General features: G+C 71.5%; 14 protein-coding genes. 5 read left to right on the top strand and 9 right to left on the bottom strand.

The genetic code is table 11. The annotated features are described in order from the left end of the window. Positions 1 to 279 precede the first annotated feature (279 nt). On the bottom strand, positions 280 to 1,401 hold the full coding sequence (locus tag ACLGIH_RS32420) for an amidinotransferase (RefSeq protein ID WP_416528849.1): 1,122 nt from the start codon (positions 1,399 to 1,401) through the stop codon (positions 280 to 282). 265 nt (positions 1,402 to 1,666) lie between these two features. Here ACLGIH_RS32420 and ACLGIH_RS32425 point away from each other — a divergent pair, with 265 nt between their 5' ends. Beyond that, positions 1,667 to 1,876, top strand: a complete 210-nt coding sequence (locus ACLGIH_RS32425) for a hypothetical protein (RefSeq protein WP_416528850.1) — start codon at positions 1,667 to 1,669, stop codon at positions 1,874 to 1,876. Here the strand turns inward: ACLGIH_RS32425 and ACLGIH_RS32430 are convergent. The 3 genes from ACLGIH_RS32430 to ACLGIH_RS32440 all read right to left on the bottom strand — a co-directional run bounded on the left by ACLGIH_RS32430 (position 1,873) and on the right by ACLGIH_RS32440 (position 3,998). Next, positions 1,873 to 2,202 carry an antibiotic biosynthesis monooxygenase family protein gene (locus ACLGIH_RS32430; RefSeq protein WP_416528851.1) on the bottom strand — a complete coding sequence of 110 codons (330 nt, stop codon included), beginning with the start codon at positions 2,200 to 2,202 and terminating at the stop codon, positions 1,873 to 1,875. The two genes, ACLGIH_RS32425 and ACLGIH_RS32430, sit on opposite strands and share 4 nt — an antisense overlap. 47 nt (positions 2,203 to 2,249) lie before the next feature. Beyond that, the gene (locus tag ACLGIH_RS32435) at positions 2,250 to 3,347 is read right to left on the bottom strand and encodes a winged helix DNA-binding domain-containing protein (protein WP_416528852.1); all 1,098 of its coding nucleotides are present in this window, start codon (positions 3,345 to 3,347) and stop codon (positions 2,250 to 2,252) included. A gap of 285 nt (positions 3,348 to 3,632) precedes the next feature. Further along, entirely contained in the window at positions 3,633 to 3,998 is a 366-nt protein-coding gene (locus ACLGIH_RS32440; RefSeq protein ID WP_416528853.1) for a thioesterase family protein, read from the bottom strand. Positions 3,999 to 4,162: 164 nt separating this feature from the next. Here ACLGIH_RS32440 and ACLGIH_RS32445 point away from each other — a divergent pair, with 164 nt between their 5' ends. Next, positions 4,163 to 4,240, top strand: a complete 78-nt coding sequence (locus ACLGIH_RS32445) for a 50S ribosomal protein bL37 (RefSeq protein WP_416529542.1) — start codon at positions 4,163 to 4,165, stop codon at positions 4,238 to 4,240. A 197-nt stretch (positions 4,241 to 4,437) separates the two neighbouring features. Beyond that, positions 4,438 to 5,916 carry a glutamate-cysteine ligase family protein gene (locus ACLGIH_RS32450; protein ID WP_416528854.1) on the top strand — a complete coding sequence of 493 codons (1,479 nt, stop codon included), beginning with the start codon at positions 4,438 to 4,440 and terminating at the stop codon, positions 5,914 to 5,916. Between the two features lie 15 nt (positions 5,917 to 5,931). Here ACLGIH_RS32450 and ACLGIH_RS32455 read toward each other — a convergent pair whose 3' ends face one another. Genes ACLGIH_RS32455 through ACLGIH_RS32470 form a run of 4 tightly spaced genes read right to left on the bottom strand, consistent with a single transcriptional unit; the run spans position 5,932 to position 9,787 of the window. Then, a complete protein-coding gene (locus ACLGIH_RS32455; protein ID WP_416528855.1) occupies positions 5,932 to 6,390 on the bottom strand; it encodes a MaoC family dehydratase in 459 nt (152 codons plus the stop codon). 44 nt (positions 6,391 to 6,434) lie between these two features. Then, a complete protein-coding gene (locus ACLGIH_RS32460) occupies positions 6,435 to 7,967 on the bottom strand; it encodes an acyl-CoA synthetase (protein ID WP_416528856.1) in 1,533 nt (510 codons plus the stop codon). 10 nt (positions 7,968 to 7,977) lie between these two features. After that, a complete protein-coding gene (locus ACLGIH_RS32465) occupies positions 7,978 to 8,850 on the bottom strand; it encodes an amidohydrolase family protein (protein WP_416529543.1) in 873 nt (290 codons plus the stop codon). A gap of 16 nt (positions 8,851 to 8,866) precedes the next feature. Further along, a complete protein-coding gene (locus ACLGIH_RS32470; protein WP_416528857.1) occupies positions 8,867 to 9,787 on the bottom strand; it encodes an SDR family oxidoreductase in 921 nt (306 codons plus the stop codon). Positions 9,788 to 9,934: 147 nt separating this feature from the next. Here ACLGIH_RS32470 and ACLGIH_RS32475 point away from each other — a divergent pair, with 147 nt between their 5' ends. Continuing rightward, positions 9,935 to 10,390, top strand: a complete 456-nt coding sequence (locus ACLGIH_RS32475) for a MarR family winged helix-turn-helix transcriptional regulator (RefSeq protein WP_416528858.1) — start codon at positions 9,935 to 9,937, stop codon at positions 10,388 to 10,390. 21 nt (positions 10,391 to 10,411) lie between these two features. Here the strand turns inward: ACLGIH_RS32475 and ACLGIH_RS32480 are convergent, their stop codons facing one another. Then, a complete protein-coding gene (locus ACLGIH_RS32480; protein ID WP_416528859.1) occupies positions 10,412 to 10,873 on the bottom strand; it encodes a DUF3237 domain-containing protein in 462 nt (153 codons plus the stop codon). 244 nt (positions 10,874 to 11,117) lie between these two features. Between ACLGIH_RS32480 and ACLGIH_RS32485 the strand changes: the two genes are divergently transcribed. Then, on the top strand, positions 11,118 to 12,764 hold the full coding sequence (locus tag ACLGIH_RS32485; protein ID WP_416528860.1) for an ABC transporter substrate-binding protein: 1,647 nt from the start codon (positions 11,118 to 11,120) through the stop codon (positions 12,762 to 12,764). Positions 12,765 to 12,768: the final 4 nt, after the last annotated feature.

Below are 12,768 nucleotides of genomic sequence, written 5' to 3' on the forward strand. Positions count from 1 at the left end.
TGATTTCCCGTCAAATGCGGGCGGCCGCGGACCGCCCGCTCGGGATTGCCGCCCGGGCTGTCCCTGAAGCCGGACATGTCGTCACTCGGTCGTCCGCCCGCTCCGCAAACGCGGTGATCGTATCACCGCTCGAACAGGTGACTGGACGTCAAGACTCCGGAGACGCAGCGGTGTTGGCCACCTGCCCGGGTCATGCGCACCGGCGGGCGGGAAAGCCGGCTCCGGGCGGGCTCGCGGCAGGGGCGAGGCGCGGGCGGCCGGTCAGTCGAAAGGGGCCGGTCAGTCGAAATAGGACTCGAGAGCCCCGCGGCGCCGGATGTCGAGTGTCGCGCAGTGGAACGAACCCCCGAACGGCGCGTAGTGCAGCAGGTCGCAGGGGATCGGTTCAAATCCCCATTTCTCCAGTGCGCGCAGCATGCCGGTGTGATGCCGTTCCGCGATCACCCTTTTGTCGTCGATCATGAGGACGTTCATGCTGAGCCACTTGCCGCACATCGACGTGAGCTTGAGCAGACGGTCCCCGATCGGATCCGGCTCGGGGGCGATCAGGACGTCCCACGACTTCAGGGTGTCGGGCAGGCGGTCGACATCGATGTACTCCGGGTTGACCAGCACCTTGCCCGGGGCGAGCAGCGCCAGCGTCGTGTCGATGTGCATGGGCGTACGGCAGCGGCTCTCGATCTCGTGGATCCGGTACCCGGGGCCGAGGTGACGGCGCAGCCAGTCGATGCCCATGCCATTGGTGACGTTGCTCCGGGTCACGAACAGATCGCGACCGGCCCGCACGAAATCCGCCGCGTCGAACACCGGCTCGAACTCGGTGAGGATGTAGCGCATGGGCTCATCCTCCTTGGGGATGCGGAAGTCCGGGTCGAACAGCTCATCGGTGAGCTGCGGCCTCGGCGCCGCCGTCCAGCGGGCCCCACGACGGAAGTAGTCCTTGAGCAGCGAACGGTAGGAGTGGGTCTCGAAATACCGGCACGGCCACGCCATCGGCGTCTCGATGATCTCGTCGCCGATGACCAGCATGCTGTCCCTCGGACAGGTGTTGCAGAAGCCGCGTGACGTCCAGTCGGGAGTGGCGAAGCGCTGCCGGTGGTCGACCGCGTCCGGACGCGTCACCGTGATGCCGAGGGACTGCAGCAGCGCGACGAATCCGTCGAGTTCCTCCTGCGCCTGCTCGATCAGCCTGCGCGGATACTTGAAGCCTGCGGCGAGCCCCTGCAGCCGCGCCGCCCACGGCGGAATGTTGCAGGCCACCACCGGGTGGTTCGCCGGGATGGTCGCGCCGTCGAGACGCCCGACGACGATCTCCTCCAGTGGATCCCACTCGTTGTGCGAACGGACCGGCGACGCGAGGGGCTCGGCGGCTTGGTCGGTGGTGACCGACGGGGCCGTCATCGCGTGCAGTCCACGGCCCCCGCGGGGGCGTCGCTGATTTCCGCGGCCTTCAGGAGGCAGGGCCTTTTCGCAACCGGCATGCTCAACCGCTTTCGATTACGGAACCAGTGATCCTTTGCACCCACCAGACTACTCAGGGTGGCGCCGGAGGGCGCTCCGCGTCAATGATTCTGCGCGTCGCGCGCCGGGTCGGCGCAGGCCGAGTCGCATCAGCACGCGGGGTGGCCGGCCAGTACCGAGGAGGTATCGAGGAGGTGTCGGCGACATGGACGGACCCCGCCCGTTCGAAGTCCTTCCCGGGGGGCGTCGTACGCCGTACCCGGACGCACCGCAGGGCCCGGACCGGCAGGCCGCCGGGGTGCGGGATGTGCGACTGCGCGCGAACGAGGTCTGCGTGCGCGGCGCCGCCGCCCGGCCGACCGGTGGGTACGGGGATGCCGCCGGGCCCGGCACCCCGCCCCAGGGCCGGCGCTAGGACGTCTTCGGCGCCGCCTGCTGCACCACCTCGAAGGACCACAGCGTCGCATTGCTCGCCGCGGGCGCGGGGCGCTCGCCGCCGTCCCCCGGCCGGCCCTGGTGGGCCGCCTTCATCGGTCCTTCCATCCAGGCCTGGAAGGACTCCTCGTCACGCCACCGCGTATAGACCAGGTAGGTGTCGGTGCCTTCCACCGGACGCAGCAGCTCGAACCACTCGAAGCCGTCCGAGCTCTCCACGGCGTGCGCACGGGAGGCGAAGCGCTTCTCCAGCGTCTCGCGCTGCTCGGCGGGGACGGTCAGCACGTTGATCTTCACTACGCTCATGCCCACATCCTGCCCCACCCGTCCGGCGGCCGCGGGGCGGGCCCCGCTCATCGGGGGGAGGCGCGGACGCGCACGCGGTGGCTGTCGCCGTCGGCGAGGAACGCCGCCAGTGCCCGCCCCTGTTCCCCCACGGCGGTGCGCTCGGTCCGGGTGAGGCGGCGCAGCGGAGTGACGCTCACGGTGCCGTCCGCCACCGTCCAGGTCGCGGCGACCCGGCCGTCGACCAGGACGACGCGGGCGCCGGCGACCGACAGCCCGCGGTGGGCGTCGTCGATGATCCGGCTCCGGTCGTCGTAGCCGAGGATCGCGTTGTCGAACGCCGGCAGGAACCGCACGGGGGCGGGCGTGTCCGGGTCGGGCCGCGGCGCGTCGGGAAGGTCCAGCAGTTCCCGGCCCCGCTCGTCCCGGAAGGCGACCAGCTCCCCCCGGAGCGCGGCCACCGCGGCGGGAAGTCCGGCGAGCCCGCACCAGGCGCGCAGGTCGGCGGAGGCCGCCGGGCCGAACGCGGCGAGATAGCGCCGTACCAGCACCTGGCCCACCGGATCGTCCTCGTCCGGGGACGCCGGGTCGATCTCGCGGCCCAGCCAGGACGACAGCAGTACGTTGCGCACCCCTGCGTTCGTCCGCCACAGTCCGCGCGGCGGCAGCTGCACCACCGGGACGAGGGCGATCAGCATCTCACCCAGGGGCCGCGCTCCCGGCTCCGGCCAGTGCTTGGCGAGGGCCCGCCCGAGCTCGGCCATCGAACGCGGCTCGCCGTCGGCCAGCACCGCCCGGCCCGCCGCGGCGATCTCGTCGAGGTCGGTACCGGCGAGTTCGCGGCGGTAGACCCCCAGCACCCGTTGGCGCAGCATGGCCCCGTGGCGGGCGCGCCAGGCCAGCGCGTCCTCGGCGGTCACGAGGTGGACGGTGCGGCGCATCAGATGGGTCCGCACCACCCTGCGCCGGAGCAGCAGGCCGGAGAGCGCCGCCGGGTCGAACGCGCGCAGCCGCGACCAGAGCCCGACGAACGGTTCCTGCGGCTCCTGCGCCTGAAGACCGCACAGGTGCGCGACGGCGTCCCGCGGCGGTACGTCGGCGCGCTCGAGCAGCCACTGCCGGGCGAGCGTGGCCCGGTTGAGCGAGCGGGCGTCGAGAACGGTCATCGCGGCCGTACCTCGGTGCGGTCGCCGTCGAGAGGGCCGAGAAGGCCGGGAGAGGAGGGTGGTGTGGTCGGCGTGGTCACCGTGGCAGGCCCTTCCGGTTGTGATCCTCGCTGGGGGTGGGACCACGGTCGCAGGCGTTGCGGTCAGGACGTGTCCTCATCCCCGGCGCAAGCGCGCGGGCGCGCAGGGGCCGGCCGAGCACACCGTGAGCCCCCGCGGGACAGGAGATCCGGCGCGGGAGAGTCCGGTGCAGGAAGAGACCCGGCGGGGAGGGGGCGCGGAGCCTCAGGAACGGTCGGCGGGCCGTCCCGAATCGGACGTCGCCTCCAGGAACCGCTGCCGGTCGACGACCGCCCGGTCGATCTCGCCCTCCGCGACCGGCCTGCCGGTCCCGTCGACCGCCCGCACCCGGAACGTGAGGCGGCGTCCGGCGGCGTCCGGCGGCTCGGCGGAGACATCCACGTACCCCCCGACCGCGGTGGCGCGGAGGTGTTCGACACGTACCGCGGTGCCCACCGTCGTCTGCCCCGCCGCGGTGAACGGGGCGGCCGCCCGCACCGTCGCCGCCTCCAGCCAGGCGATCAGTCGAGGGGTGGCCAGCACGGGCACGTCCCCGCTGCCCAGAGTCACGGCGGTATCGGCTTCGGTCACCTCATGGCGCATCGTCACACGCTAACCCGTCGCGCCGGCCCCGGGCGAGGGCCGCCCCCGCCGCCGCGAGGGCAGCCCGCCGCCGGCTTCGGATCGCGCGGCCCGCGGCACTGTGCGATCGTGACCACCACAGCTGACGAGAAGCCGACGAGAGGGGAGTTCACATGTCCTCGAAGCGACGCAGGAAGAAGAAGTCCCGCCGCAACAACGCCGCGAACCACGGCAAACGGCCCCAGTCCTAGCGGCCGCGGACTCCCCACGAGCGCCATCTGCTCCGGCCGCGGATCGGTTCCGCGCCGTCCGCGCCGGAGTGGTCGGGCGCGTCGTCGGGACGTCCCGGACGCCTCCGGGCGCACCCCGCGCCCGCCTGGTCGGACCCGCCCGGTGGTGCGACGCTGGGAATGAGAGGGGTCCGAGGCCGGGAGCCGGGAGGAGACCGATGGGACGGGACGTTCCGGCGCTGGTCTTCACCCGCGAGGACCGCCGCCGGTACCGGGTCAAGATGCAGCAGTGCCTCGACACGTTCGCGCAGATGCTGCGCGAGGCGCGCTTCGAGGCCGAGCGTCCCCAGGTGGGTCTGGAGATCGAGCTGAACCTGGTCGACGACCGGGCGGAGCCGGCGATGCGCAACAGCGATGTGCTGGAGGCGATCGCGGACCCGGCGTGGTCCACCGAACTGGGCCGCTTCAACCTGGAGATCAACGTGCCGCCCCGCCGGCTGACCGAGGGCGGCCCCGACGCCTGGGAGTCCGAGATCCGCGCCGCGCTGAACCACGCGGAGGAGCGCGCCGGATCGGTCGGCGCGCACCTGATCATGACCGGCATCCTGCCCACGCTGCGACAGGAGGACGTCGGCGAGGCCGCGCTCTCGGCGAACCCGCGCTACCGCCTGCTCAACGACCAGATCTTCGCGGCCCGGGGCGAGGACCTGCGTATCGAGGTGGACGGTGTCGACCGGCTGCGGACCTACGCGGACACGATCACGCCGGAGGCCGCCTGCACCAGCACCCAGTTCCACCTCCAGGTGTCACCGGAGCAGTTCGCCGACTACTGGAACGCGGCCCAGGCGATCGCGGGTGTCCAGGTGGCGCTGGCGGCCAATTCGCCCTTCCTGTTCGGCAGGGAGCTGTGGCACGAGACGCGCGTCCCGCTGTTCGAGCAGGCCACGGACACCCGCCCGGAGGAGATCAAGGTGCAGGGCGTACGGCCCCGGGTGTGGTTCGGGGAACGCTGGATCACCAGCGTCTTCGATCTGTTCGAGGAGAACCTGCGCTACTTCCCCGCCCTGCTGCCCCTGTGCGACGAGCAGGACCCGACGGAGACGCTGGACCGGGGCGACGTCCCCGACCTGGCCGAACTCACCCTGCACAACGGCACCATCTACCGCTGGAACCGCCCCGTCTACGCCGTTGCCCACGACAAGCCGCACGTCAGGGTGGAGAACCGGGTGCTGCCCGCCGGCCCGACGGTCGCCGACACCCTCGCCAACGGCGCCTTCTACTACGGCCTGACCCGCGCCCTGGCGGAGGAGGAGCGGCCGGTGTGGTCGCGGATGTCCTTCTCGGCCGCCGAGGAGAACCTGCACACGGCGGCCCGGCACGGCATCGACGCCCGGATGTACTGGCCGGGCATGGGCGAGGTCCCGGTGGCCGAGCTGGTCCTGCGGCGCCTGCTGCCGCTGGCCCACGACGGCCTGGAGCGTTCCGGCATGGACGACTCCTGGCGGGAGCCGCTGCTCGGCGTCATCGAACAGCGCTGCGTGACGGGCCGCAACGGAGCGGCCTGGCAGAAGGAGATGTTCCACCACATCGAGGCCACCGCCCACTGCGGCCGCCACGAGGCGCTGCTGCGGATGACGCAGCTGTACATCGACTACATGCACCTCAACGCCCCGGTCCACACCTGGCCGGTCGACTGAGCCGGGCGGCGGGCGTCAGGCGTAGTGCCGGTACACCGCCTGAGCCACGCAGGCGGGCTTGTCGCCGCCCTCGACCTCCACGGTGAAGGTCAGCGGCATCTGCACGCCGTTGCCCTTGACCTGCTCCACGGAGCCGACGGCACCGTGCAGACGGATCTTCACGCCGACCCGCACCGGGCTGGGGAAGCGGACCTTCTCCAGGCCGTAGTTGACGCTCATGGAGACACCCGTGATCTCCAGCAGCTCGCCGAAGAGCGGGATGATGAGCGACAGGGTCAGGTATCCGTGGGCGATCGTGCCCCGGAAGGGGCCCTCCTTGGCCCTGTCCGGGTCCGTGTGGATCCACTGGTGGTCGCCGGTGGCGTCGGCGAAGGTGTCCACCCGGTCCTGGGTGATTTCGTGCCAGTCGGTGCGTCCGAGGTCGGCCCCGCTGAGGGACGTGAGGCCGTCGAGGCCGTGGGCGGTGGTGGGCATGGGGTTCCTTTCGACGGTACGGGCGGATCGCCGGTACGGGCGGTTCAGGAGGAGGGCCGGTTCGCGAACGTCTCGCGCAGGGCGGGCTTGACGATCTTCCCGGAGGGGGTGCGGGGCAGACCGTCCGTGAAGGTCACGGACTTGGGGATCTTGTACTTGGCGAGCCTGCCGAGCAGGTGGTCGAGGATGTCCTGCTCGCCGGCGGTGCGGGAGGGCTTCAGGACGACGACGGCGTGGCCGACTTCGCCCCAGACCGGGTCGGGCACTCCGACGACCGCGCATTCGGCGACGGCCGGGTGGCCGAGGATCGCGTCCTCCACCTCGGCCGGGTACACGTTCTCCCCGCCCGAGACGAACATGTCCTTGATCCGGTCGACGATGTAGGCGTAGCCCTCGGTGTCGGTCCGTGCGACGTCGCCGGTGCGCAGCCAGCCGTCGCCGGTGAAGGCCGCCGCGGTGTCGTCCGGCCGGTTCCAGTAGCCCGTCATGACGTTGGGGCCGTGCACGAGGATCTCCCCGCGCTCGTCCGGCGCGGCGTCGCGGCCGTCGGGCAGCACCACGCGGGCGTCGGTGAAGAAGTGCGGCACACCCGCGGAGCCCGCCTTGGCCGCGGCCTGCTCCCGGTCCAGGAAGAGGACGCCGGGGGAGGCCTCCGTCATGCCGTAGCCCTGGCTGAAGGCCAGACCGCGGCCGAGGTACACGGCGATGGTGCGGGCGGGGACCGGTGCGCCGCCGCAGGTGAGGGTGCGCAGGCTGGACAGGTCGGTGTCCGCCCAGCGCGCGGCGGCGGCCATCGCGTCGTACATGGTGGGCACGCCGAACATGTAGGTCACGCGCTCGGTCTCGATCAGCTCCAGCACCCGGCCGGGGTCGAACGCGCCGAGCAGCAGCACCCGCCCGCCCTTGAGGAGGGTGGGCAGGCACGTCATGTTCAGCCCCGCGGTGTGGAACAGCGGGGCTGCGACGAGGGTCACTTCGTCGCCGGCCAGATCGGTGTCGACGAGGACGTTGACGCTGTTCCAGATGACGTTGGCGTGGGAGAGGACGGCGCCCTTGGGCCGGCCCGTCGTCCCGGAGGTGTACATGATCATGCAGGGGTCGCCGGGGGCCACGTCCTCGTCCAGCGCCTCGGCGGCGGCGCCGGTGAGCAGGTCCTCGTAGCCGAGGGCGCCGCCGCCCGCCGTGCCGACGGTGATGCGATGACGTACGCCGGCCCGGTCGGCGGCGGTGGCGGCCGCCCGGGCCTGCTCCGGGCCGTGGACGAGGACGGTGCTGCCGGAGTCGGCGAGGTTGTGGGCCAGTTCCGGGGCGGTCAGACGGGTGTTGAGCGGGACGAAGACGGCTCCGAGCGTCCCGGCGGCGAACAGCGTCTCCAGGAACGCCGGATGATTGGCGCCGAGGTAGGCGACCCGGTCGCCGGGGCCCGTGCCCAGGGTGCGCAGCGCGTGTGCCAGGCGCAGCACCCGCTGGTGGAGTTCCCGGTACGTCCACGCGCGGCCGTCGTGCACGACGGCGGTCCGCTGCGGGGTCTTGCGGGCCCGGCGGGCCGGCCAGGAACCGATGCCTTGGTTCAGCACGGCGACTCCCTCAGTCCTCGGCCAGGCCGAGCAGTCGGGCGGCGTTGTCCTTGAGGATCTTCGGCCGGACCTCGTCCTTGATGTCCAGCCGCTCGAAGTCGGCGAGCCACCGGTCGGGCGTGATGACGGGGTAGTCGGAGCCGAAGAGGACCTTGTCCTTGAGCAGGGTGTTGGCGTACCGCACGAGCTGCGGCGGGAAGTACTTCGGCGACCAGCCGGACAGATCGATGTACACGTACGGCTTGTGGGTGGCGACCGCCAGCGCCTCGTCCTGCCAGGGGAAGGACGGATGGGCCAGGATGATCCGCAGCTCGGGGAAGTCCACGGCGACGTCGTCGACCAGCATGGGATCGGAGTACTTCAGCCGTATCCCGCCCCCGCCCGGGACACCGGCGCCGATGCCGGTCTGCCCGGTGTGGAACAGGGCCGGCACGCCCAGTTCCTCGATCGCCTCGTACAGCGGGTAGGCGAGTCGGTCGTCGGGTGAGAAGGCCTGGATGCTGGGGTGGAACTTGAAGCCGCGTACGCCGTACCCGGTCACCAGGCGACGCGCCTCGCGCACCCCGGCCCGGCCCTTGTGCGGGTCGACGCTGGCGAAGGGGATGAGCACGTCCGGGTGGGCGGCGCAGCTCTCGGCGATCTCCTCGTTGGCGATCCTCGGATGTCCGGTGGCGTGCTCGGCGTCCACGGTGAACACCACGGCGGCCATCCGGCGTTCCCGGTAGTGGGCGGCCATCTCCCCGATGGTCGGCTGCCGGTGCCCGTGCGCCTTGAAGTACTTCTCGGAGGCGCCGAACAGCTCGGGGCTCAGCGCGCCATGACCGTCCTTGGAGATCTCCGCGTGGGTGTGCATGTCGATGGCGGTCAGATCGTCCAGGCGCAGTGCGGGGCGGCTCATCTCAGACCCCCGGTGCCTGGGGAGCGGGGATGCCGTACGTCTCGGGCTCCGCACCGACCCCGTCGTGCCAGTGCTCGGCGATCGCGTCGGCGCTCCAGCCGCCGTCGGCGAAGGCGACGGCCTTCTCCTTGGGGTGCGCCCACAGGGCCAGCCGGTCGCCGCCGACCCCGATGGCCTGTCCGGTGATGCCCTTGGCCGCGTCCGAGGCCAGGAAGGTGATGAGTCCGGCGACGTCGTCGACCGTGCCGAGGCCCTCGTCCCTGCGCAGCCAGGCGGGCAGCGGGGCGCCGGTGCGCTCCGACTCGGCGATGACCGGCCCGAAGGCCGCAATGGTCTTCGTCATCTCGGTGGCCGCCACGGGCACCACGGCATTGACCGTGATGTCGGCCCTGGCCAGCTCCAGCGCCCAGGTCCGGGCCATCGCGACGATGCCCGCCTTGGCGGCGGCGTAGTTCGTCTGGCCGAAGTTGCCCCGCTGCCCGGCCGGTGAGGAGATCAGGACGATGCGGCCGCCCGTGCCCTGCTCCCGCATCCGCACGGCGGCCGCCCGGGCGCAGGTGAACGTGCCCCGCAGATGGACCCTGACCACGGCGTCGAAGTCGTCGTCCGTCATCTTCCACAGCACCCGGTCGCGCAGGATGCCGGCGTTGGTGACGAGCACGTCCAGCCGCCCGAACTCCCGCACCGCCGTCCCGACGAGCCGCTCGGCCGCATCGGTGTCACCGACCGCGGCCACGACGCCGGTGGCCCTGCCTCCCGCGGAGGTGACGGCGGAGACCGCGGCGTCGACCAGGTCGCCGTCGACGTCGTTGATCACGACCGCGGCCCCGGCCGCCGCGAGGGCCTGGGCGTACCCCAGGCCGAGTCCGCGTCCGCTTCCGGTGACGACGGCGACTTTTCCGTGCAGATCCATCTCTGGCACCTCTGATGTGGTGGGCGTGCCGAGGGCGTCGGCCTCACGGCTGATCGACAGGAATCCTGATGAAAGTAGTGTTGCGATAGGCAGGATTCCTGTCAATGGCCTAGGGTGGGCTCCCTTCGGCGCAGGTGACACCCAGTGGAGGACGACATGGCCGAACCCGCACGGACCGCGGCCCAGGGGGGAGTGGGGATGAGCCCCTCGCTGCTCTATCTGGTCAAGAGGACCGAACTGGTGGTGCGGGCACGTCTGGAGGAGATGCTCAAGCCCGCCGGTATCACGGCACTTCAGTACACCGCGCTCACCGTGCTGGAGCGGCACGACGGCGTGTCCGCGGCGCAGCTCGCCCGGGACTCCTTCGTCACGGCCCAGTCGATGGCCGACATGGTGCGTGCGCTGGAGGGCCGCGGGTTGATCCGCCGCGAGCCCAATCCCCGCAACCGGCGGGAGCGGCTGATCCTGCTCACCGGCGCCGGGCGGCGGCTGCTGGCCGAGTACGCCGAACCGGCCGCCCGGCTCGAGGAGCGCATGGTCGGCGAGCTCACCCATGAGCAGGCCGACGGCTTCCGGGCCGCCCTGAACCACGCGTACCGGGCGCTGTCCTGAGCGGCTTCGGGCCGGCCCCCGCTACCTGAGGGCGTACATGCGGATGACGACCACGTCGTCGCCGTCCGGTCGGGCGAGTCCGACGAAGACCGTCTCGGCCAGCCACCGGTGGGCCGGTGCGTCGGTCCGGAACACCGGGGACGTCCGGTAGTAGTGGCCGGCCTCCGAGACCTTGAGGTCGCCGTCGTACTGGTCCGGGCTGTCCGGCTTCGGCCGGTAGTAGCCGCGGTTGGCGATGTCGATCACCGTGCCGTCCTCGGCCCGGATCAGGTAGCGCGCGTCCAGCTCGCAGACCTCGCCCCGCGTGCTGCTCCAGTCGCCGCCGCCCGCCAGCACCTCTCCGCGCAGCAGGGGGCCGTCGACGCTGCCCCCGACGATGGGCGTGAATTCGGTGACCTCCCCGTCGCCGTGGCCGATGTGGAGCGTCTCGGCCACGTGGGCGCGGATCTCGAACGCGAAGTCGAGGGCAGGGGTGAAGGGCATGGGGTGCTCCTTTGCGGAAGGCGGAGGGGGTGGGATGCGGGGCCCGGGGCGAGTGCCCGAGGTCTTGACTCGGTAGCTCACCAGATGCAAGCGTGAGATGCAACAGTGTTGTATGACGTTCGTTTATGTCGACCGGCCCACTTCTCCCGCGCCTCGACGGTGAGCGTCCCTCTCTTCTCCCTCGCTTCCCCCTCTCTTTTCCTCCTTCCCCCTCCCGTCCTCCCCTCGGCAAGGAGCTCCAGCCATGGCTGTGAAAAGACCGGCGCTGACGGTGTGCGTGAGCATGGGCCTGCTGGCCACGGCCGCCTGCACCTCCCCGTCGAACGGAGGAGACGGCGCTCCCGGCCCCGTCCGCCTCACCACCACGACCCCGCCCGGTACCGCCGCCGTGGACCGCGTCGGCTGGGCCCTGCCCTACGGGGAGCCGACCACCCTGGACCCGGCGAAGACCGGCGACTACTCGCCCCAGACCGTCGGAGCCAACCTCTGCGACACGCTGACCCGGATGAACCCGGACTTCTCCCTGAGCCCCGGGCTCGCCGAGAAGGTCACCTGGACCGACGACCGGACCCTCGTGCTCGACCTGCGCTCCGACGTGACGTTCTGGGACGGCTCGCCCATGACGCCGCGGGACGTGATCCACAGCCTGGAGCGGCAGCGGGACCCGAAGACACAGGCCCTGTACGGCAACTACCTCTCCGCGGTGACGTCGATCGAGGCCACCGGCCCGCACCAGGTGACACTCCGTACCAAGACGTACGACCGGACGCTGCCCAAGGCGCTGTCGACGTCGTTCGGCGCGGTGAACCAGAAGGCGTACACCGAGCAGGCCGTCCCGGCCTACGGCACCGCCGAGGGCGGCCTTATGTGCACCGGACCGTTCGAGCTGGGCTCGTGGAAGTCCGGCGCCGGCATCGTCCTCGAACGCAACGAGCGGTACTGGGACGCGAAACTGAAGCCGAAGGCGGGCCGGGTCGAGTTCACGTTCATCACCAACAGCAACACACTGACCAGCGCCCTGCTCTCCGGTGAGGTGGACGGCACCTACGAGCTGCCGCCCAGCAGCGCCACGGCGCTCGCCAGGGCCGACAGCGGCGCGGTCCACCTCGGCCCGTCCACGCAGAACGTCCTGCTGATCCCCGGCAACGCCGAGTCCCCCGCCGCCGATCGCCGGCTCCTGGACGCGCTGTCGCACGTCATCGACCGCGAAGCGTTGATCAAGAACGTCTTCGGCGGCGACGCCACCACCCTGAAGTCGCTCGTCCCGCCGCTCACCTGGCGCGGCGACCCGGCCGCGGAGCGGTTCGACGCGGCCTACGAAGCGCTGCCGGCCGTGCCGAAGCCCGACCCGGAACGCGCCAGGAAGCTGCTGGAACGCGCGGGCCCGGTCGCCCGGCCGCTGGTGGCCGCCATCCCCGCCGGTGACCAGCGAGGCCTGCAGGCACTGACCTTCATCCGGGCGGCGGCCGGGAAGATCGGCGTGGACATCCGGATCAAGCAGCTCCAGCCCACCGAGATGTCCTCGCTCTTCTACGACCCCTCCGTCCGCAAGGGCCTGGACCTGATCCTGACCTTCGGCTACGTCGGCATGCCGGACCCGGCCTCCTACGTCGCGGAGATGGTCACCCCGCGAGGCCTCTTCAACTGGACGAACTACCGCAACCCCGAGGTGACCCGGCTGCTCGCGCAGGCCCGCACGTCCTCCGACCCCGAAGCGTCGGCCACGGCGTACGCCGAAGCGCAGGCCCTGTTCACCCCCACCATCCCGGTGGTCTACCTCGCCACCACCCATGAACGGATGTTCATGAACAAGCGCCTCAGTGGTGCGCCCACGTCCTTCGCTTACATGGGCATGCCGTGGGCCGCCCACCTCGGCGGAACCGGCAAGTGACCCG

Source organism: Streptomyces hamibioticus, assembly GCF_047946815.1.
Taxonomy (GTDB): Bacteria; Actinomycetota; Actinomycetes; order Streptomycetales; family Streptomycetaceae; genus Streptomyces.